This window comes from Pseudocitrobacter vendiensis (assembly GCF_943590815.1).
GTDB lineage: Bacteria > Pseudomonadota > Gammaproteobacteria > Enterobacterales > Enterobacteriaceae > Pseudocitrobacter > Pseudocitrobacter vendiensis.
The window spans coordinates 321,119-340,762 of sequence record NZ_CALSBS010000003.1; the positions used below are offsets into that span (position 1 = coordinate 321,119).

A 19,644-nucleotide genomic window follows, 5' to 3' on the forward strand; every position below is an offset into this window, starting at 1 on the left:
GTGAACCTGATCTGAATCGGAATATTAGCGCTAGTGTGCGCTGCGCTGTTTTAGTGGTCAACTATATTAAAACATCGTTCCATTATTTTTTTGAGCTAGCGCGTATTAGCGCAAATTTTTGCACATAAAGTTCTCCTTTAACCCGCCGATAACCTGTGACGAGTTCCATTCGATCCCTCATTGCAACAGGAAGCTGAAATGAAGTTAACGCCGGTCATCCCGCAGTTGAGCATTCCTGAGCCAGGTCTCGCGAATCTGCAGGCACAGCACTACTGGCTGGAGTGTGAACGCGCCTACACTTACCAGCCCATCTACACCACCGAAGGCCGCCTGATGGCGATTGAAGTGCTGACGGTCGTGACGCATCCCAGCCATCCCTCTCAACGCATAGCACCCGACCGTTATTTCTCTGAAGTGCCCGTCAGCCAACGTATTGCGATCTTAAAAGAGCAACTGCACATGCTGATGCTGAAGCAGGATTTCTTTACACAGAACCAGATCCTGGCGTCGGTCAACGTGGATGGCCCCACGCTGATGGCGATGCAGCAGGATCAGTCGCTAAAAAATAGGATCGAGCCGCTCGACTGGCTGCGTTTTGAATTAGTTGAGCATACGCGTCTGCCGCAGGAATCGTCGTATGCGTCCATTTGCGAGTTTGGCCCGCTGTGGCTCGACGATTTTGGCACGGGCATGGCAAACTTCTCCTCGCTCAGCGAAGTGCGCTACGACTACATCAAAGTCGCCCGCGACCTGTTTATCATGCTGCGTAAAACCCCGGAGGGGCGCAATCTCTTCACCATGCTATTGCAACTGATGAATCGCTACTGCCGTGGCGTGATCGTGGAAGGTGTGGAGACCCAGGAGGAGTGGCAGGATGTGCAGGACTCGCCTGCTTTTGCAGCGCAAGGCTACTTTCTTTCCCGCCCGGTTCCCATGAAGACGCTCGACGATGTGGTGATAGCATTTTCCTGATTTATCCCGCTCTCTTCTCCCTCAGCTATCTTTATGAGAGGTGAGGAATTTCACAAAAGGAGCGAGCGTGACGAAATTAAGCAAAGCGATTGCCATCACCGCAGGGGTATTAGTAGCCCTGATTATCCTGCTGGTGATAATTATTGCGACCTTCGACTGGAACCGGCTGAAGCCAACCATCAATGAAAAAGTCTCCACTGAACTGCACCGACCTTTCGCTATACGCGGCGATCTTGGTGTGGTGTGGGAGCGTCAGAAGCAGGAAACCGGCTGGCGAAGCTGGATCCCCTGGCCACACGTGCATGCTGAAGACATCATGCTCGGCAACCCACCGGATATTCCGGACGTCACCATGGTGCACCTTCCGCGCGTAGAAGCCACGCTCGCACCGCTGGCGCTGCTCACCAAAACGGTCTGGCTACCATGGATTAAGCTGGAACAACCTGACGCGCGCCTGATTCGCCTCTCGGAAAAGAACAATAACTGGACCTTCAATATTGGCGACGGTAAGGACGATAAAAATGCCCAGCCGTCGGCGTGGTCATTCCGGCTGGATAATATTTTGTTCGATCGCGGGCGCATTACCGTGGATGACAAAGTGAGCAAGGCCGATATTGAGATCCTGGTCGATCCGCTCGGCAAACCGCTGCCGTTCAGTGAAGTGACCGGCAACAAAGGTCAGGGCGATAACGCCAAAGCCGGGGATTATGTGTTTGGCCTGAAAGCACAGGGGCGCTATCGCGGTGAACCGCTCACCGGTACGGGTAAGATTGGCGGCATGCTGGCACTGCGTGGTGAAGGACAGCCTTTCCCGGTGCAGGCCGATTTCCGATCCGGCAGCACGCGAGTGGCGTTTGTTGGCGCGGTTAACGATCCGATGAAGATGGGCGGGGTCGATCTGCAACTTAAATTCTCTGGCGACTCGCTGAGCGATCTCTACGATCTCACCGGCGTACTGCTGCCGGACACCCCGCCGTTTGAAACGGATGGTCGGCTGGTGGCGAAAATTGATAGCGAAAAGTCGTCTGTCTTTGACTATCGCAAATTTAATGGTCGCATCGGTGATAGCGATATCCACGGCTCGCTGACCTATACCACCGGGAAACCACGCCCGAAACTGGAAGGCGACCTGGAATCGCGTCAGCTTCGGCTGGCGGATTTAGGCCCGCTGATTGGCGTGGATTCCGGAAAAGGCGCGCAGAAAGCGAAAAGCGCCGAGGCGCGAAAAGGGGAATCCACAGTACAGCCTGCCGACAAAGTGTTGCCTTATGACCGCTTCGAAACGGACAAATGGAACGTGATGGATGCGGATGTGCGCTTTAAAGGGCGACGCATTGAGCACGGCAGCACGTTGCCGATTAGCGATTTGTCCACGCACATCATTCTCAAAAATGCCGATTTGCGCCTGCAGCCGATCAAACTGGGTCTGGCGGGCGGCACTATCAGCGGCAATATCCATCTGGAAGGTGATCGTAAACCCATGCGTGGCCAGGCGGATATTCAGGCGCGCCGTCTGAAATTGAAAGAGCTCATGCCTAACGTTGAGCTGATGCAGAAAACGCTCGGTGAGATGAACGGCGATGCGCAATTCCGCGGCACCGGGAATTCCGTGGCCGCGCTGCTGGGTAACAGCAACGGTAACCTTAAGCTACTGATGAACGATGGGCTTATCAGCCGTAACCTGATGGAGATTGTCGGGCTTAACGTCGGTAACTTTATTGTCGGGCAGATCTTTGGCGATGACGAAGTGCGGGTAAACTGCGCGGCGGCAAATCTCGATATTGTGAACGGCGTGGCACGTCCACAGATTTTTGCCTTTGATACGGAAAACGCGCTGATTAACGTCACCGGCACCGCCAGTTTCGCCTCAGAGCAGCTCGATTTGACGATTGACCCGGAAAGTAAGGGCATTCGCATCATTACCCTGCGCTCACCGCTGTATGTGCGCGGCAGTTTTAAGAACCCGCAGGCGGGGGTGAAAGCCGGGCCGCTGATTGCCCGTGGTGCGGTGGCGGCGGCGCTGGCAACGCTCGTGACACCGGCAGCGGCGCTGCTGGCGTTAATCTCGCCGTCGGAAGGGGATGTGAATCAGTGCCAGACGATTTTGTCGCAGATGAAGCATTGATGTTGGACGGTGCGCGCTGATGCCCTCACCCCGGCCCTCTCCCACAGGGAGAGGGAGAAAACCGCACATGCCTTACCATTGGCACCATCGGTCCCCTCTCCCACAGGGAGAGGGAGAAAACCGCACATGCCTTACCATTGGCACCATCGGTCCCCTCTCCCTGCGGGAGAGGGTTAGGGTGAGGGGGAAATTACAACGCCTGATGCTTCGTTTCATGCGTCAGCAGCAGCGCAATCAGCGTCAACGCCGCCATCGCCGCCAGATACACGCCCACGTAATACAATCCGTAACTACCCTGTAACCAGGCCGCGATGTACGGCGCAACCGACGCGCCAAGAATCGACGATACGTTATAAGAGAACGATGCCCCCGTATAACGCACTTCCGTCGGGAACAGCTCCGGCAGCAGTGCGCCCATCGGGCCGAAAGTCAGCCCCATCAGGCTCAGGCCAATCAGCAGGAACAGCATAATCAGCGACGGCTCGCCGGAGCCCAGCAGCGGCTGGAAGAAGAACAGGGCGAAGAGAATAATCAGCGAGGTAATAACGATCATGCTGGAACGACGACCAAAACGGTCGGCCAGCAGCCCGGCAATCGGCACCATCACGCCAAAACCTATCACCGCCAGCATCAGCATCCACAATACTTCGTTACGCGGCAGCCCCAGCCCGTTCGGCGCGGCGGCGGTGCTATAGCTCATGGAGTAAACGGTCATGATGTAAAACAGTGTATAGGTCGCCAGCATGATAAAGGTGCCGAGAACCGTCACGCGCATATGTTTGGTCAACAACGTGCCCATCGGCACTTTAACCTGTTTTTTTGCGGCGGCGACTTTCGCGAACACTGGCGTTTCATGCAGCGATACGCGGACATACAACCCGATAATTACCAGCACCGCAGAGAAGATAAAGGGTACTCGCCAGCCCCAGCTCATGAATTGCTCGTCGGTCAGCAGCCAGGAGAGCAGCAGGAAGGTGCCGTTGGCAAAGAAGAAACCGATAGGTGCGCCCAGTTGCGGGAAAGAACCGTACAGCGCACGTTTACGTGGCGGGGCGTTCTCCGTCGCCAGCAGCGCCGCGCCCCCCCATTCGCCGCCTAATCCCAGCCCCTGACCAAAACGTGCCAGCGCCAGCAACATCGGCGCCAGAATGCCGATCGTTTCATAGCCGGGCAGCAGGCCAATCACCACCGTGGAAATGCCCATCGTCAGCAACGAGGCCACCAACGTCACTTTACGCCCGACGCGATCGCCAAAGTGGCCGAATAGCGCGGAGCCAATTGGTCGCGCGACGAAAGCAATGGCAAAGGTCGCCAGCGACTGGAGCGTGGCCGCGGCCGGGTCGCCCTGCGGGAAGAAGATGTGCGGGAACACAATCACCGCAGCGGTGGCGTAAATGTAGAAATCGAAGAACTCGATGGCAGTGCCGATGAGTGAGGCGACGACGACTTTATTACGTGAGTTAACCGGTGCGATGTCTTGTTCGTTATCGAGCGTTGTGGCGGTAGCTTGCATAGTCTTTTCTTATTTTATAGCGAACGAACGGCCATATTAGACATAGCAAAATCGACATTTCAATCTGTAACAGAGCAGGCTGGCGCGTAAAAAAACGGCAAAAAGTGAATAGTTTTTAAGCCAGCGAAATCGCTTCTATGAAATGCTTCACAGAATTTACACGTCAGTGGATAAAACTGGTTTTTGGTTAAAAAAAAGTTACTAACTGGATTTATCTGCTGAAATGATGAATCGGGCTGAAATTTTGCATTTTCATTCAGCCCGATAGTGCATTAACGGTGAGTTTTCCCTGGCATGCGTGGGTCATCTTTGTACTGCGCGGTGGCAATCCATGCGGCGCAAAACAAGGTGAGTCGCGCGAAGAAATAGAAGAACGCCATCAGCCCCAGAACCGAACCAAACGCCGCGCCGGACGGGGATTTCACCAGCGCAGGCAGCGTCCAGGTCATGATGATTTTAATCACTTCAAAACCAATTGCCGCAATGAAGGTACCGCGAACCAGCGCCTTTTTGCGTGGGCGGTGGCGCGGCAGTCGCCAGAAGATCCAGAAGAAGAGCAAATAGTTGGCGAAGATAGAAATCGCCAGGCCTATTAACCGCCAGGCGGGTTTCAGCCACTCAATGCTGTCGAGATAGAGGGCTGAGATAATCATCTGCTGCGCCGCCCCTGAAACAGAAGTAATCGACAGGGTAACAATCAGCGCAATCAACAGGCCAATTAGCGAGACAAAATCGCGCAGGTATTTAATCCAGATTTTCTCTTGATCCTGCGGGGTGCGCTCCCAGACATCACGCGATTGCGCGCGGATGGCCTCGCGCAGGTTGCCCATCCAGTTCACACCGGAATAAAGCGCCACTGCAAGCCCAACTAAACCGACGGTGGTACGCTGCTGGACGGCGGTGTTGATAGTGCTTTTAAGCGTCGCGGCAAGCGTCGGGTCACTGACGTTGGTGAGGATTTTATCGAAGATGTCCTGTAACAGTGTCGGGTGCGAGGCGAGGATAAAACCGCCTGCGGCAAAGGACACCATCAGTATCGGAATCATCGACAGGAATGAAAAGTAGGTGATAGCGGCGCCAAACTGATTGCCCAGGCGATCGTTAAAGCGCTCGGCGGCACGAAGCAGGTGGGCGATGATCGGCTGCTGCTGAATCTTCTGTGCGGTATGCGTAACTTTGTTCAGCGCCTGTGTGGCTTTTCCGGGCTCCTCAGGGGCCCGATGCGTTTCGGTATCGATGGGTTTGATGGGGTCGTGCTCCAGTTCCTGAGTAGGACGTTTTACGTCATTTTCCGGCGTCATCAGGTCGGTTTTCCTTTTCTCTTGTTTACTATCACTAAATTATAGACTCTGCTAATCAACGTACTCTTTCATCACCTCAGTTAGCCATTCCATAAACAGGTGCACCCGGCGCGACAGGTTACGGCGATGGGGATAAATCAGCGAAACCGGCATCGGCTCTGCGCGGTACTGCGGCAGAATCTCTATCAGCTTACCGCTGCGCAACGCCTCCCGCACACCAACGCGCGGTACCTGAATAATCCCCAGCCCGGCAAGGCAGGCGGCGTGATAGGTTTCGGTGCTGTTGACCGTCAGCACGCCGCCGGTTTTCACCCAGCGCGTGGTGTTATCCAGCACCACTTCAAACCCCTGCAGGCGTACGCCGAGGCTGGTTGCGTAGTGCACCACCGCATGATCGTCGAGTTCGTCCAACGATTCGGGAAACCCAAATCGCGCCAGATAATCCGGGCTGGCGCAGTTTATCACCGTCAGTTTACCGAATGGCCTGGCGATTAATCCTGAATCCTTCAGATGACCCACGCGTACCACGCAGTCGAATCCTTCACGAACGACATCCACCAGACGGTCGCTGCTGCTCAGTTCCAGCTCAATGCCGGGGTAGTGCTGTAAAAATGCGGGCAGGCGGGGAATGACCACATTTCGCGCCACGGCAACGGGCATATCGACGCGTAGACGCCCGCTCACGCTGCTGGGGTCGCTCTGGAACATGCTGTCGAGCTCTTCAAGGTTGCTGAGGAGGTCCTTAGCGCGCTCATAGTAGACCATGCCGTCCTGCGTCAGCTGAACGCGCCGCGTGGTGCGATGCAGCAGGCGACAGCCGAGCTGGTTTTCCAGCGCCTGAATCTGGCGCGATACGCTACCTTTAGGAAGGCCGAGGGTATCGGCGGCGCGGGAGAAACTCTCCAGTTCTGCCACGCGGATGAACAGTTGCATTGCATGAATTTTATCCATCCCCAATCCTTATTGTTGTTTTTAATGAGACAGTGAAGCGTATTTAGCAATATTTATTGTTCTTTTAGCACCTAATAAGCTTGTTCTCAACGAACACACCCACTGAAATGAGGTTTCTCATGACACAACGTATCGCATTAGTGACTGGCGGCAGCCGTGGACTGGGCAAAAATGCCGTATTGAAGCTGGCGGAGCAGGGAACAGATATTATTTTTACCTGGCATAGCCAGCAGCAGGCTGCAGAGGATGTGGTGAAAGAACTGCAGCAAAAAGGTGTGAAAGCAGTGGCATTACAGCTTAACGTCAGTGATATCAGCACGTTTAGTGATTTTGCTGAGAAGGTCAAACAGGCGCTAAAAGAGACGTGGCAGCGCGACACGTTTGATTATTTAGTGAACAATGCCGGAATTGGAATTAATGTTCCGTTTTCCGAGACTACGGAAGCACAGTTTGATGAATTATTGAACATCCAGTTTAAGGGCCCCTTTTTCCTGACTCAACGCCTGTTGCCGCTGATTAAAAACGGCGGGCGCATTCTGAACGTCTCGACGGGGCTGGCACGTTTTGCGCTTCCGGGGTTTGCCGCCTATGCCGCCATGAAGGGCGCAATGGAAGTGTTAACGCGCTATCAGGCGAAAGAACTGGGTGTGCGCGGCATTTCGGTTAATGTGATTGCGCCGGGGGCGATTGAAACCGACTTCGGCGGCGGCAGCGTGCGAGATAATGAACAGATTAATCAGCACATCGCCTCGCAAACCGCGCTGGGGCGCGTAGGGATGCCGGACGACATCGGCGATGCGATTGCCGCGCTGCTGAGCGATAAGCTCGGCTGGATGAACGCGCAGCGGGTGGAGGTCTCCGGGGGGATGTTTTTGTAGTTTTTATCTGCGGAGGGAAGGTGCGCGCTGATGCCCTCACCCCGGCCCTCTCCCACAGGGAGAGGGAGATCCGCATACAATTAACCGCTGGCGCGGTCGGTCCTCTCTCCCACAGGGAGAGGGAGATCCGCACACAATTAATTGCTGGCGCGGTCGGTCCCCTCTCCCTTGAGGGAGAGGGCTAGGGTGAGGGGGAAAATGCCTACACAGATACCCTTTCATCTCGTGCTATTTCATATTTCGTAACACTCAACTTACCCACTCGCATTTCCTTTATTCCCGGCCCTGAATTATCCTTTTGTGAATTAATATTAATTGTGCGACAGCTATTTTCAGGATTTCCTGAAATAGAGTTGTAATAAACGATATGAATACGTAATTGTCACGCGAAGGCTGTAAGTATTCATAATAAAAATGTTTTTATTTTTATTTTCATCAGTAAAATAGCCCAGGCCAAACAGCGAGTTCTTATTTACCTCCGCTAGTAATACCCTTCACCCCTAAATGTGTAGGGTTCATTTTTCTGATGAGGAATCAGTATGCAGGTAATCATGTTTGACAGGCAGTCAATATTTATTCATGGAATGAAGATCAGTTTGCAGGAAAATATTCCTGAAGTAGATATTTACGCCGTCAGTCAGGCTGATGAACTGTGGCGACGGTTGCTGGAATATCCAGAGGCATTACTTATTCTGGATGGCGACATGGATAAATCGTTTTGCAGTTGGTTATTGCAGGAAAAAGCGCAGCAGTTTCCGGCATCACATACGGTGATTGTGGCAAGTGATTGCCAGCAGGCCTGGCTTAAAGAGTCGCTTGCGTGGAATGTGCAGGCTATTGTGCCGCGTGATGAAAGCGTCGAAACGTTTGTGCAGGCGATTAACGGCGCCGCGTGCGGATTAATGTGTCTTCCCGGCGGCTGGACGTTTAATTATGAAAGCGAAAAGCGTGGGCTGGAACAGCTTAGCCACCGCCAGCGTGAAATACTGGAGCTGCTGGCGAACGGCGAGTCGAATAAAGAGATCAGTCGAACGTTGAATATCAGCGCGGGTACGGTGAAAGCGCATCTGGAATCACTGTACCGGCGTCTGGATGTGAAAAACCGCACTCAGGCGGCGATGTTATTCGGCGCACACGAACTCCCCTCCCAAATCTGTTCGGAATAAGGCACATTCGGCCTGACGCTGTCTGTTCAGGCCGTAGCTTCTTACCCCGTTAAGCTCTGTTTCCAGTAACCACACGGCAAGCGCTTTTGTGAACTGGTGCTGATTGATATAGCGCACCACTGCGGAAGCGGCAAACGTCTCGGGCCCCAAACTGAGCGCAAGCGATATCAGTGCATCATATTGAATCTGGCACAGCGGCACCTCTATTTCTTGCGCCAGTACGCGCTGGCAGGCGTAAATATCCAACTGCAATAACGCGTTGGCCTGCGACTGGCTAAGCGGCGTATCAAACGTCTCGCTTCCCTGGATCAGATGACCGTAACCCACGACCCACAGATGACATTCATCCTGGTAGGGCTCAGCAGAAAACCCCTGACATTGTTTAATAAACGCTAACCCTTCCGGGCTGAGGCGTAGGGTACTATTTGGCATTTTTCTTCCTCACTCAGATGGTTAGCGAGTGTAGAGGATGGGGAAACGCACGCCTATTCGCCAGATGGCCTGGGTAAATCCGGCATGCGCCGAGAATATATTCCGCCAATCGTAAAATTCGCTGCAACAATAGAAAGACAGGGCAATCGTTTGCCGGAAAGTCGTGAGAACGATCGAGTTTCGCATCAGTGTCGGCCCCGCGGCCTTTCAATTTTTGGGGTTTCGTATATGTTGTATCGGCAAAAAAACAAAAATAAACCTTACTAATCTTCAGGTTATTTTCCTTCTGTGGGTTAAGGACGTGAATGATGCCTACTCCGTCGCATCAATTATTTGAACATTGCCTCGGCGTGATTCGCCAGGCGTCTGTGGAGATCCTTAATCTGCTCGAGATGCGCGTCGGGGAGGGTAAGGAGCCTCGTTGGTTTCTGGAGCAACTGGATCAGGCTCGGCTGAATCTTGGCGGCTGGGCGAGCGTGGCGAAAAAGCTGAACCTCAATGATGCCGAGCTGAGCGAGTTCACCCTGCAACTGCGCCATTTACAGAAACTGGTGCCGAACTATGAGCGCGGGCAATCCATCACGGAGGATCAGCTGATTGCTGCGGCGCGAATGGTGGCCGCGCTGGAACTGATGCGCCGCCGTCAGCCGTTGCTGGTCTTTGAGAGCGATTCTGATGCGGATGCCGAACAGCTGGAGGCCCTGGCGCTGCGGCAGCTACGTATGATCCAGCTGATGCTGGCTGCACTTATTCGTCAGGCCTGGCCGGATACCACCCGTTTGCACAATCACCTCAAACTACAGTTTGGTGCGGACTGCGTGCGGCGCTGGCTCTCGCGCAGCAAAGAGGGCGATATTCTCAGCGGCATGCAGTTCAGCGAGCTGGCGCTACTGGTGGTGGATAAAAAAGCGTTTTCACGGCACTACGCTTCGCTTTTCCACAGCGCGACTCTGCTGACTTTTCATGCGGACCCACGTCTGACACTCCACGCTTTCCTGGACGATATCCGCCAGATGCGCAGGGCGGTGGTCAGCCAGCGGACCGTGTCATCCACCGCTTTTTTGCTGCTGGATATCTATACCCGGCAGATTGCCACGCCGATTCAGCACGCGTTTGAGCAGGGTAGAACGTTGGTGAATCCCGCAAGCCTGTTGGCGACGGACGGTAACGTGGTGCAGCATTTCTGGGATGAGCAACGCGAGTTTGCCCGGCTTAACGGGGCGGATGATCAGCCAGTCCATGAGTCTATTGAACGTACTCGTAAAAAATCGGCCCGAACGGTGGAGGCGCGGGATAAATTAATCTCCTCGGGGCTATGGGCCGCCGTGGGCCTGATGATACTGGCGATGATTGTTGGGGGCTTCTGGATGCTCAATGCGTCGCCTGCCGCGCCAACGGCCAGCGCCTCAACAACACCTGCTCCGGGAATTGAAGCACCGTCGCGTGAGTCACCTCGAGAACAGCTGGCGAATCGTGGTATTAATTGGGATATCAATGGATTACGTTCGGCAATTGATCGTAACGATGCGGGTGTCGTACAGCTGTTTATGCGTGGCGGGATGGACTGGCAGCTCGCCTGGACGGAGCAGGCGCTTTCAGCGCAGCACGATGAGGTGATTGCTTTGCTGTTGCGATATCGCCTGCAAATGGATGAACCAAAACCGTGTCGGCGCTTTATCACCACCCTGAGCCACGCGCTGGCGGATGGTGAAGCGCTCACGTCGTCAAGGAGAGATCTTTTGCAAGCGTTTTGCACCCGCCCCGCCGTGGTAGAACGGCAACGACGGGAAGTGGATAACGCCCGACAACGCGTGAAGGCCGAGCCGACGACACACAACAAGCGATGGCTGGACGTACAGCGCGAGATTTATGCCGTGATTAAGTAGCGGGTTTTGAGCCGTTGTAGGCGGGGCAAGCGCAGCGCCCCCGGCGAGTGCGGGGAAAATGCCTGATGCGCTTCGCTTATCAGGCCTACGGTTTTTGAGCTATTGTAGGCCGGGCAAGCGCAGCGCCCCCGGCATGTGCGGTGTAAATGCCTGATGCGCTTCGCTCATCAGGCCCACGGGATTTCTGAAACGTGTAGGCCGGGCAAGCGCAGCGCCCCCGGCATGTGCGGTGTAAATGCCTGATGGCGCTTCGCTTATCAGGCCTACGGTTTTTTTCACGTTGTTAAGGTTCGCCGTACAATCCAATCAAACGGCGTACCACGCCATTGGTCCAGCCAAAACCATCCTGCAACGGATACTCCCCGCCGCCCCCTTCGCGCGGGGTGCCTTCGGCGATGTGATATTTCTCAATCAGCTTATGATGGTCGCGATAGAAATGATTCACCGTCTCCAGCCAGTTGTGGGCGATTTCGTTGCCCAGCACGTCGTGGCCGTAGAGCTTGAATCCCTGAATCGCCATCCACTGTAGTGGGGCCCAGCCGTTCGGGTAATCCCACTGCTCGCCGCTTTCGTACTCTGTTGCCAGAATCCCTCGTGGCGTCAGCAGTCGGGCGCGTACCGCCAGTGCCAGTCGGTCTGCCTGCTCATGCGTCGCCATACCGACATACAGCGGCACGACGCTGGCGGCAGAAAATAGCGCCTGCTGTTCCCGACGCCAGTCGTAATCACGGAACAGACCGTTCTCTTCATCCCACATATAATGCGTCACTGCCGCGCGGCGTGCGCTGGCCTTCTGCTTAAACAGTGCCTGCGTCTCTTTGTCGCCCTTCAATCCGGATAGATTGGCGATGGTATTTTCCAGTTTGAACAGAAAAGCGTTCAAATCGATGGGAATAAACTGGGTGGTGCGAATGCTTGCCAGTCGCGACGTATCGCGCAGCCAGCGTGAGGAATAGTCCCAACCGGATGCCGCCCCGGCGCGCAGGTCGCGATACACCTCATTGGGCGGCCGACCTGAATGCTGCGCCGTTTCGACATCTTCAATCCACGACTCATCACGCGGCGTGTCGCGGTCGTCCCAGTAACGGTTGAGTAAAGCACCGTCCGGCATGCGCACCACGTGGCGATAAGCCTGATTAGGAATGAGCGAATCCGCGCCATCCATCCAGAAGCTGTACTCCATCTTCAGATGGTCAAGGTAGCGTTTCGCGCCGCGCACGCCATCCTCTTCAAACAATTCAACCATCAGCGCGAATACCGGCGGCTGCGAGCGGCTAAGATAGTAGGTGCGGTTACCGTTAGGAATATGCCCATAGCGCTCAATCATCCACGCGAAGTTATCCGCCATGCATTTCAGCAGGTCTTCCCGGCCGCTCTCCGCCAGGCCCAGCATGGTGAAGTAGGAATCCCAGTAATAAGTTTCGGTAAAGCGTCCACCGGGCACGATATAAGACTGTGGCAGCGCCAGAAGAGACGAGCCAGGAATATGGTCCTGCGGCTCTCGGGTGAGCACTGGCCAGAGCGAGTCGATGTGCTCCTTCAGCGATTTGTCCGGGTCTGAAACGTACTCGCTGTCGCGCAGTTCCGGCGGCCAGAAGTTCTCTTCCACAAAGCGGCGCAGATCGAAGCCGGGTATGCGCTTGATTCGGCGATAATGGATGAGAATATCCAGCGGATCTTTCTTCGGTGCACAGTCAGGAAACGTTTTGCTATCGCTAAAAATGCGTGAACGCTGAACGTTTTCGAACAGCTCCAGATAGCGATCGGCAGGCGTCAACGCATCGGAGGCGGGTAGCCCCTCGATGATCTCCGGCTCCGGTTCGGCATCGAGCATTTCATCCAGTTTTAATTCGTACGGATCCGCTTCGTAGCACAGCTCGATATCAATGGCTAAGGCCTCGGACTCTTCGTGACGTATTTTCTGGTTGAACATATCGCAGGTCACCTCCGGTGAGCGTCGTTTTACATCCCGGTTTTATCCGGCCACCTGTAAAGCGTAGACATTCGCTTCGGTTACCGGTGAGCAAAGCGTGCGGAAGATCACGTTTTTATACGTCGTGAAAATGTGCGTGTTTTTCAGGTTTCTGAAAAATAATAGAAAAATGATATCCCGGTTTTAATCTTCACCGGGATTTTCAGAACAATCGATTGTAACGGGTTTTAACGCGGGCTGAATTTATAAAACAGATTTGGTTCGCTGACGATGTAAAGGTTACCCGTACCGTCGGTGGCGATACCTTCCGGTTGCGGAATATCACGGGCAAGGCCGTAATGCCCCGCCGTCAGCGACATAAATTTCAGGTTATGTTCGCGGTCGACCAGCACGACTTTTTGCGAAATGTCGGAGAGAATATAGAGGTTAGACGTCGAGCCATCAAAGTCCATTCCGGAGATATCGCGCACGTACCAGGAAAGCATTAATTCATTGAGCGGACTTTTATCTGTTTTGAATACCCCTTCGTTATCGAGGATATTAAAAATCCGTACAGGCTTTTTCTCCTGGGCCGTTACCATGCGGGAAAGTTCGGGTTTCCAGGCTAATCCTTCCACACCGCTGTTTTGTTTATCGGCCTGAACTGTCGGACGATAAGTTTCGGCATGGCTGATATCCACTTTTTGCGTATCATTATTAATGGTGATGATAGCCAGCGTGCCGCTCTTTTCTTTAGAAAGGTAGAAGCGATGATTACCGATATATTCAATTGCCTCAAGATCTGCGGGCTTATCCGTTTTGATACGACGCAGCACCTTCCCATCCGTGCTAAGTTCCAGAATTAAAGAAGGGGCATCGGTAACGGCAAAGAGAGTCTGGGTGTCTGTATTCCAGGTCAGGCCAGATAGTCCACCTTCTAAACCTGAGATTTCTCGGGCATCGATAGTGACGTGATAGTTGTCTATTTGTGGGTAATTTGTGATGTAGTAATAGAAAGAAAAAATACAAAAAAGAACAATAATAAGGCCTGCAAATATTTTGGTTTTCTTATTCTTCATAAATCCACAGCGAATGAACGGGAGAGTCAGATATCCCCTATATGTTTCCATATAGGGGATTGCGCGTCATATATTAGCGCATGGTAACAAACTCTTCCGCCGCTGTCGGGTGAATTGCCACGGTATTATCGAAATCTTTTTTGGTTGCACCCATTTTCAGGGCTACGGCGAAACCTTGCAGCATTTCATCCATACCAAAACCGATGCCGTGAATACCGACAATTTTCTCTTCCGGGCCAACACAAACCAGTTTCATACGGCACGGCTGGCGATGCGTGGTGACGGCGGTATACATCGCCGTAAAGGACGATTTATAGACCTTCACCGCGTCGTCGCCATACTGCTCACGTGCCTGCGGTTCGGTTAAACCGACGGTGCCGATGGGCGGGTGGCTGAAGACAACGGTCGGGATATTGCTGTAATCCAGATGCTCATCCGGCTTGTTATTAAACAGGCGTTCTGAGAGACGACGACCTGCGGCCACTGCAACCGGCGTCAGTTCAACGGCGCCAGTATTATCACCGACGGCGTAAATCCCCGGAACGTTGGTGTTCTGGAATTTATCGACGACGATATAGCCTTTATCGTTGGTTTTCACGCCCGTTGCTGCCAGGTTGAAGTTGTCGTTCGCCGGTTCACGGCCAATCGCCCAAATCAGGCAATCTACCGTCTGGCTGCGGCCATCTTCCAGTTCAATGGTCAGGCTGCCGTCGGCGTTTTTCACGACCGCTTTTGGAATCGCCTGAGTATGCAGCGTTGGGCCTTCCGCGTTCATCACTTCAACCAGCGTCTCGGTAATCAGCGGGTCGAAGGAACGCAGCGGCGCGTGTTTACGCACAAACAGGTGCGTTTCCGCGCCCAGTCCGTTAATCACACCCGCCAGTTCCACTGCGATATAGCCCGCGCCCACAACCGCAACGCGTTTCGGCAATGCGGGCAGCGCGAAGAAACCGTCGGAGTCGATACCGTATTCCACGCCCGGAATATCCGGATGGCTTGGGCGACCGCCGGTGGCGATCAGGATATGATCGGCGGTGATCGTCTCCCCGTTCACTTCCACGGTTTTCGCATCAACAAAGCGGGCAAAGCCTTTAATCACATCGACTTTGTTCTTCGCCAGGCCATTGTCATAGGACGTATGAATACGGTCGATATAGGCGGTACGGCTGGCAATCAGTTTATCCCAGTCGAAGTTGTTGATGGTGGTATCAAAACCGTAATCCGGGCCATACATGTGGATGGCTTCGCGGATTTGCGCGGCATGCCACATCACTTTTTTCGGCACGCAACCGACGTTGACGCAGGTGCCGCCCAGCTCTTTAGCTTCAATCAGTGCACACTTCTGGCCGTACATCGCCGCCCGGTTGATTGAGGCGATGCCGCCGCTGCCGCCGCCAATAGCGATATAGTCGTAATGTTTGGTCATGACCGCTCCTTCCTGTTCATTGTCAGGCGAGGGCTCTGTGCCCAGCGCCAAAGATCCGCGATTGTATACCTGAAACTGATAGGTTCTGGCTATGTCTGCGATTACTCAGGCACGATCCAGCTTACCGTGGTGTGGCCGATACCGTTCGGCACCAGCTTGCTGTGCAGCCATGGCAGAACGGCGTTCATCTGCTGTTCCAGCTTCCACGGCGGGTTGATAACAATCATGCCGGAAGCCGTCATGCCGCGCTGATCGCTGTCCGGGCGTACCGCCAGCTCGATTTGCAGGATTTTACGGATGCCGGTGGCTTCGAGGTCTTTGATCATGCGTTTGATTTGCGCACGCAGGACGACCGGATACCATAACGCATAGGTGCCTGTCGCAAAGCGCTTATAACCTTCGTGAATGCCCGTAACCACAGCCTGATAATCGGTTTTGATTTCGTACGGCGGGTCGATGAGGATCAGCCCACGACGTGAAACTGGCGGCAGTTTGGATTTGAGTTGTTGATAACCGTCGGTTTTTTCCACGCGCGCACGGTCGTCTTTCTGGAATTCGGAACGCAGCAGCGGAAAATCGCTCGGGTGCAGTTCAGTCATCATCAGGCTGTCTTGTTCACGCAGCAACTGACGGGCAATCAGCGGTGAACCAGGGTAGTAGCGCAACTGGCCGCTGCGGTTGAAGTGCTGGACCACGCTGATATATGGCTCCAGTTCGGCAGGCAGATCGTCCTGTTGCCAGATACGGGCGATACCCTCCAGATACTCACCGGTGCGCTCGGCGTGCTCGCTGCTTAACTGGTAACGGCCTGCGCCCGCATGGGTGTCCAGATAGAGAAACGGTTTCTCTTTCTCTTTCAGTGATTCGATGATCAGGCTCTGAACGGTGTGTTTAAGGACGTCGGCGTGGTTGCCAGCGTGAAAGCTGTGGCGATAACTGAGCATGGGTAAAGGAGTTCCGCTAAGTAAAACATGGGCCCGTTACCGGGCAACAAAAAAGCCTATCCAGACAGTATACCGAAAAGTCGCCGCCGCCGCGAAAGCGCAACGCTTATCATTGAAATTCACTACACTTAACCCCATGCTACATATATTACATGGCGGATGGCGACGTAGCCGCCATCCGACAATAACGCGCATACGCGTTTGTTTCCCCTTTTTAACCAGGACTGTGCATATGACGAATCCATTACTGACTCCCTTCGAACTGCCGCCGTTTTCCGCCATCAAGCCTGAGCATGTTGTTCCCGCTGTCACTAAAGCGCTGAACGACTGCCGTGAAAATGTGGAACGCGTGGTAGCACAGGGCGCACCGTATTCCTGGGAAAATTTATGCCAGCCGCTGGCGGAAGTGGACGATGTGCTGGGGCGTATTTTCTCGCCGGTCAGCCATCTGAATTCGGTCAAAAACAGCCCGGAACTGCGCGAAGCCTACGAGCAAACCCTGCCGCTGCTGTCGGAATACAGTACCTGGGTCGGTCAGCATGAAGGGCTGTACAAAGCGTATCGCGACCTGCGCGACGGCGATAACTACGCCACGCTTTCTACGGCACAGAAAAAAGCGGTCGATAACGCACTGCGTGATTTCGAATTGTCCGGCATCGGACTGCCGAAAGAGAAACAGCAGCGCTACGGTGAAATTGCGACGCGTTTGTCTGAACTCGGCAACATCTATAGCAACAACGTGCTCGATGCCACCATGGGCTGGACGAAACAGGTGAGCGACGAAGCGGAACTCTCCGGTATGCCGGAAAGCGCGCTGGCGGCCGCTAAAGCACAGGCTGAAGCCAAAGAGCTGGACGGTTATCTGCTGACGCTGGATATCCCAAGCTATCTGCCGGTAATGACCTACTGCGACAATCAGGCGCTGCGTGAAGAGATGTATCGCGCCTACAGCACTCGCGCGTCTGATCAGGGCCCGAATGCCGGTAAATGGGATAACAGCCCGGTGATGGCGGAAATTCTCGCCCTGCGTCACGAGCTGGCGCAACTGCTGGGCTTCGAAAGCTACGCCTTTAAATCGCTCGCCACCAAAATGGCGGAAAATCCGCAGCAGGTGCTGGAATTCTTAACCGACCTCGCCAAACGTGCGCGTCCGCAGGGTGAAAAGGAGCTGGCGCAACTGCGTGCCTTCGCGAAAGCGGAATTTGGCGTCGATGAGCTGCAACCGTGGGATATCGCCTACTACAGCGAAAAACAGAAGCAACACCTCTATAGCATCAGCGACGAGCAACTGCGCCCGTACTTCCCGGAAAACAAAGCCGTTAACGGCCTGTTTGAAGTGGTGAAACGCATATACGGCATTACCGCCAAAGAGCGCAAAGATGTTGATGTCTGGAGCCCGGAAGTACGCTTCTTCGAGCTGTATGACGAAAATAACGAACTGCGCGGTAGCTTCTACCTTGACCTGTACGCACGTGAACACAAACGCGGTGGGGCGTGGATGGACGACTGTGTTGGCCAGATGCGCAAGCTCGATGGCTCACTGCAAAAACCGGTCGCCTACCTGACCTGCAACTTTAACCGTCCGGTCAACGGCAAACCCGCGCTGTTTACGCATGATGAAGTGATCACCCTGTTCCACGAGTTCGGTCACGGCCTGCACCACATGCTGACCCGCATCGAAACCGCAGGCGTTTCCGGGATCAACGGCGTGCCGTGGGATGCGGTCGAACTGCCGAGCCAGTTTATGGAAAACTGGTGCTGGGAGCCGGACGCGCTGGCGTTTATCTCCGGCCACTACGAAACCGGCGAACCGCTGCCGAAAGAACTTCTGGATAAAATGCTGGCGGCGAAAAACTACCAGGCGGCGCTGTTTATCCTGCGTCAACTGGAATTCGGCCTGTTCGACTTCCGTCTGCACGCGGAATTTAACCCGGAGCAGGGCGCGAAAATCCTCGAAACCCTGGCGGAAATCAAGAAACAGGTTGCCGTGGTGCCGGGGCCGTCATGGGGCCGCTTCCCGCACGCCTTCAGCCACATCTTTGCCGGTGGTTATGCGGCGGGTTACTACAGCTATCTGTGGGCCGATGTGCTGGCGGCAGATGCCTTCTCCCGCTTCGAAGAAGAGGGGATTTTCAACCGCGATACCGGGCAGTCGTTCCTTGATAACATCCTGACGCGCGGCGGTTCTGAGGAGCCAATGGCGCTGTTCAAACGCTTCCGTGGCCGTGAACCGCAGCTTGATGCGATGCTGGAGCACTACGGGATCAAAGGCTAATCAGTCAGTGAAAATCTGTTTACTTGATGAAACGGGCGCCGGAGACGGCGCCTTATCTGTTCTTGCTGCCCGCTGGGGGCTGGAGCACGATGAAGACAACCTAATGGCGCTGGTGTTAACGCCGGAGCATCTTGAACTGCGCAAGCGCGATGAGCCAAAGCTTGGCGGCATCTTCGTGGATTTTGTTGGCGGCGCGATGGCGCATCGGCGTAAATTCGGCGGCGGTCGCGGTGAGGCGGTGGCAAAAGCCGTCGGCATTAAAGGCAGCTATTTGCCGGACGTGGTTGACGCCACGGCGGGGCTGGGGCGCGATGCCTTTGTGCTGGCCTCGGTAGGCTGCCATGTGCGGATGCTGGAACGCAACCCGGTAGTGGCGGCACTGCTCGACGATGGCCTGGCGCGCGGCTATGCCGATGCGGAAATCGGTGGCTGGTTGCAGGAACGCTTACAGTTGATCCACGCCTCAAGCCTGACGACGCTCGCGGATATCACCCCGCGTCCGCAGGTGGTGTACCTTGACCCGATGTTTCCGCATAAGCAGAAAAGCGCGCTGGTGAAGAAAGAGATGCGCGTGTTTCAGTCGCTGGTGGGGCCGGATTTAGATGCGGACGGATTGCTGGAGCCTGCACGATTGCTGGCGACAAAACGCGTGGTAGTGAAGCGACCGGACTATGCGCCGCCGCTCGCGGACGTGGCGACGACCAACGCGGTGGTCACGAAAGGGCATCGGTTTGATATTTATGCGGGGACGGCTGAATAGGGGAAGTGCGGCCTGGGCCCCTCA

15 protein-coding genes are annotated in these 19,644 nt (G+C 54.6%); 7 read left to right on the forward strand and 8 right to left on the reverse strand.

The window, feature by feature from the left end:
• Positions 1-198: 198 nt before the first annotated feature.
• Positions 199-972 (forward strand): cyclic-guanylate-specific phosphodiesterase, encoded by a 774-nt coding sequence (gene pdeH / locus NMC31_RS06080; protein WP_149464064.1) that lies wholly within the window; start codon positions 199-201, stop codon positions 970-972.
• An 88-nt stretch (positions 973-1,060) separates the two neighbouring features.
• Entirely contained in the window at positions 1,061-3,097 is a 2,037-nt protein-coding gene (locus tag NMC31_RS06085; RefSeq protein WP_436649742.1) for an AsmA family protein, read from the forward strand.
• Positions 3,098-3,287: 190 nt separating this feature from the next.
• Here NMC31_RS06085 and NMC31_RS06090 read toward each other — a convergent pair whose 3' ends face one another.
• The 3 genes from NMC31_RS06090 to NMC31_RS06100 form a co-directional block, all read right to left on the reverse strand.
• Complete coding sequence (locus tag NMC31_RS06090; RefSeq protein ID WP_015962584.1) at positions 3,288-4,610, reverse strand: MFS transporter; 1,323 nt, start codon at positions 4,608-4,610, stop codon at positions 3,288-3,290.
• A gap of 272 nt (positions 4,611-4,882) precedes the next feature.
• Positions 4,883-5,911: an inner membrane protein YhjD gene (yhjD, locus tag NMC31_RS06095; protein WP_149464067.1), complete on the reverse strand. Its 1,029-nt coding sequence runs from the start codon at positions 5,909-5,911 to the stop codon at positions 4,883-4,885.
• A gap of 51 nt (positions 5,912-5,962) precedes the next feature.
• Complete coding sequence (locus tag NMC31_RS06100) at positions 5,963-6,862, reverse strand: LysR family transcriptional regulator (protein ID WP_253897301.1); 900 nt, start codon at positions 6,860-6,862, stop codon at positions 5,963-5,965.
• Positions 6,863-6,981: 119 nt separating this feature from the next.
• On the opposite strand from NMC31_RS06100, the gene NMC31_RS06105 reads away from it, so the two are divergent.
• Together NMC31_RS06105 and NMC31_RS06110 are read left to right on the forward strand one after the other, a co-directional pair.
• Complete coding sequence (locus NMC31_RS06105; RefSeq protein WP_253897302.1) at positions 6,982-7,740, forward strand: SDR family NAD(P)-dependent oxidoreductase; 759 nt, start codon at positions 6,982-6,984, stop codon at positions 7,738-7,740.
• Between the two features lie 539 nt (positions 7,741-8,279).
• Complete coding sequence (locus tag NMC31_RS06110; protein WP_253897303.1) at positions 8,280-8,906, forward strand: response regulator transcription factor; 627 nt, start codon at positions 8,280-8,282, stop codon at positions 8,904-8,906.
• On the opposite strand, the gene NMC31_RS06115 is transcribed toward NMC31_RS06110, so the two are convergent.
• On the reverse strand, positions 8,862-9,338 hold the full coding sequence (locus NMC31_RS06115) for a lysozyme (protein WP_253897304.1): 477 nt from the start codon (positions 9,336-9,338) through the stop codon (positions 8,862-8,864). The two genes, NMC31_RS06110 and NMC31_RS06115, sit on opposite strands and share 45 nt — an antisense overlap.
• Positions 9,339-9,643: 305 nt before the next feature.
• On the opposite strand from NMC31_RS06115, the gene NMC31_RS06120 reads away from it, so the two are divergent.
• A complete protein-coding gene (locus NMC31_RS06120; protein ID WP_253897305.1) occupies positions 9,644-11,224 on the forward strand; it encodes an STY4199 family HEPN domain-containing protein in 1,581 nt (526 codons plus the stop codon).
• Between the two features lie 283 nt (positions 11,225-11,507).
• Here NMC31_RS06120 and NMC31_RS06125 read toward each other — a convergent pair whose 3' ends face one another.
• From NMC31_RS06125 to NMC31_RS06140, 4 genes are all read right to left on the reverse strand, one after another.
• On the reverse strand, positions 11,508-13,157 hold the full coding sequence (locus NMC31_RS06125) for an alpha,alpha-trehalase (protein ID WP_253897306.1): 1,650 nt from the start codon (positions 13,155-13,157) through the stop codon (positions 11,508-11,510).
• Positions 13,158-13,384: 227 nt separating this feature from the next.
• Positions 13,385-14,215: an SdiA-regulated domain-containing protein gene (locus NMC31_RS06130; protein ID WP_253897307.1), complete on the reverse strand. Its 831-nt coding sequence runs from the start codon at positions 14,213-14,215 to the stop codon at positions 13,385-13,387.
• Between the two features lie 73 nt (positions 14,216-14,288).
• Positions 14,289-15,641 carry a glutathione-disulfide reductase gene (gene gorA, locus NMC31_RS06135; RefSeq protein ID WP_253897308.1) on the reverse strand — a complete coding sequence of 451 codons (1,353 nt, stop codon included), beginning with the start codon at positions 15,639-15,641 and terminating at the stop codon, positions 14,289-14,291.
• Positions 15,642-15,742: 101 nt separating this feature from the next.
• Complete coding sequence (locus NMC31_RS06140; RefSeq protein WP_149464075.1) at positions 15,743-16,585, reverse strand: 23S rRNA (adenine(2030)-N(6))-methyltransferase RlmJ; 843 nt, start codon at positions 16,583-16,585, stop codon at positions 15,743-15,745.
• Between the two features lie 232 nt (positions 16,586-16,817).
• Here NMC31_RS06140 and prlC point away from each other — a divergent pair, with 232 nt between their 5' ends.
• Both prlC and rsmJ read left to right on the forward strand, forming a co-directional pair.
• Positions 16,818-18,860 carry an oligopeptidase A gene (prlC, locus tag NMC31_RS06145; RefSeq protein ID WP_015962596.1) on the forward strand — a complete coding sequence of 681 codons (2,043 nt, stop codon included), beginning with the start codon at positions 16,818-16,820 and terminating at the stop codon, positions 18,858-18,860.
• A gap of 7 nt (positions 18,861-18,867) precedes the next feature.
• Entirely contained in the window at positions 18,868-19,620 is a 753-nt protein-coding gene (gene rsmJ, locus NMC31_RS06150) for a 16S rRNA (guanine(1516)-N(2))-methyltransferase RsmJ (protein WP_253897309.1), read from the forward strand.
• Positions 19,621-19,644 lie beyond the last annotated feature (24 nt).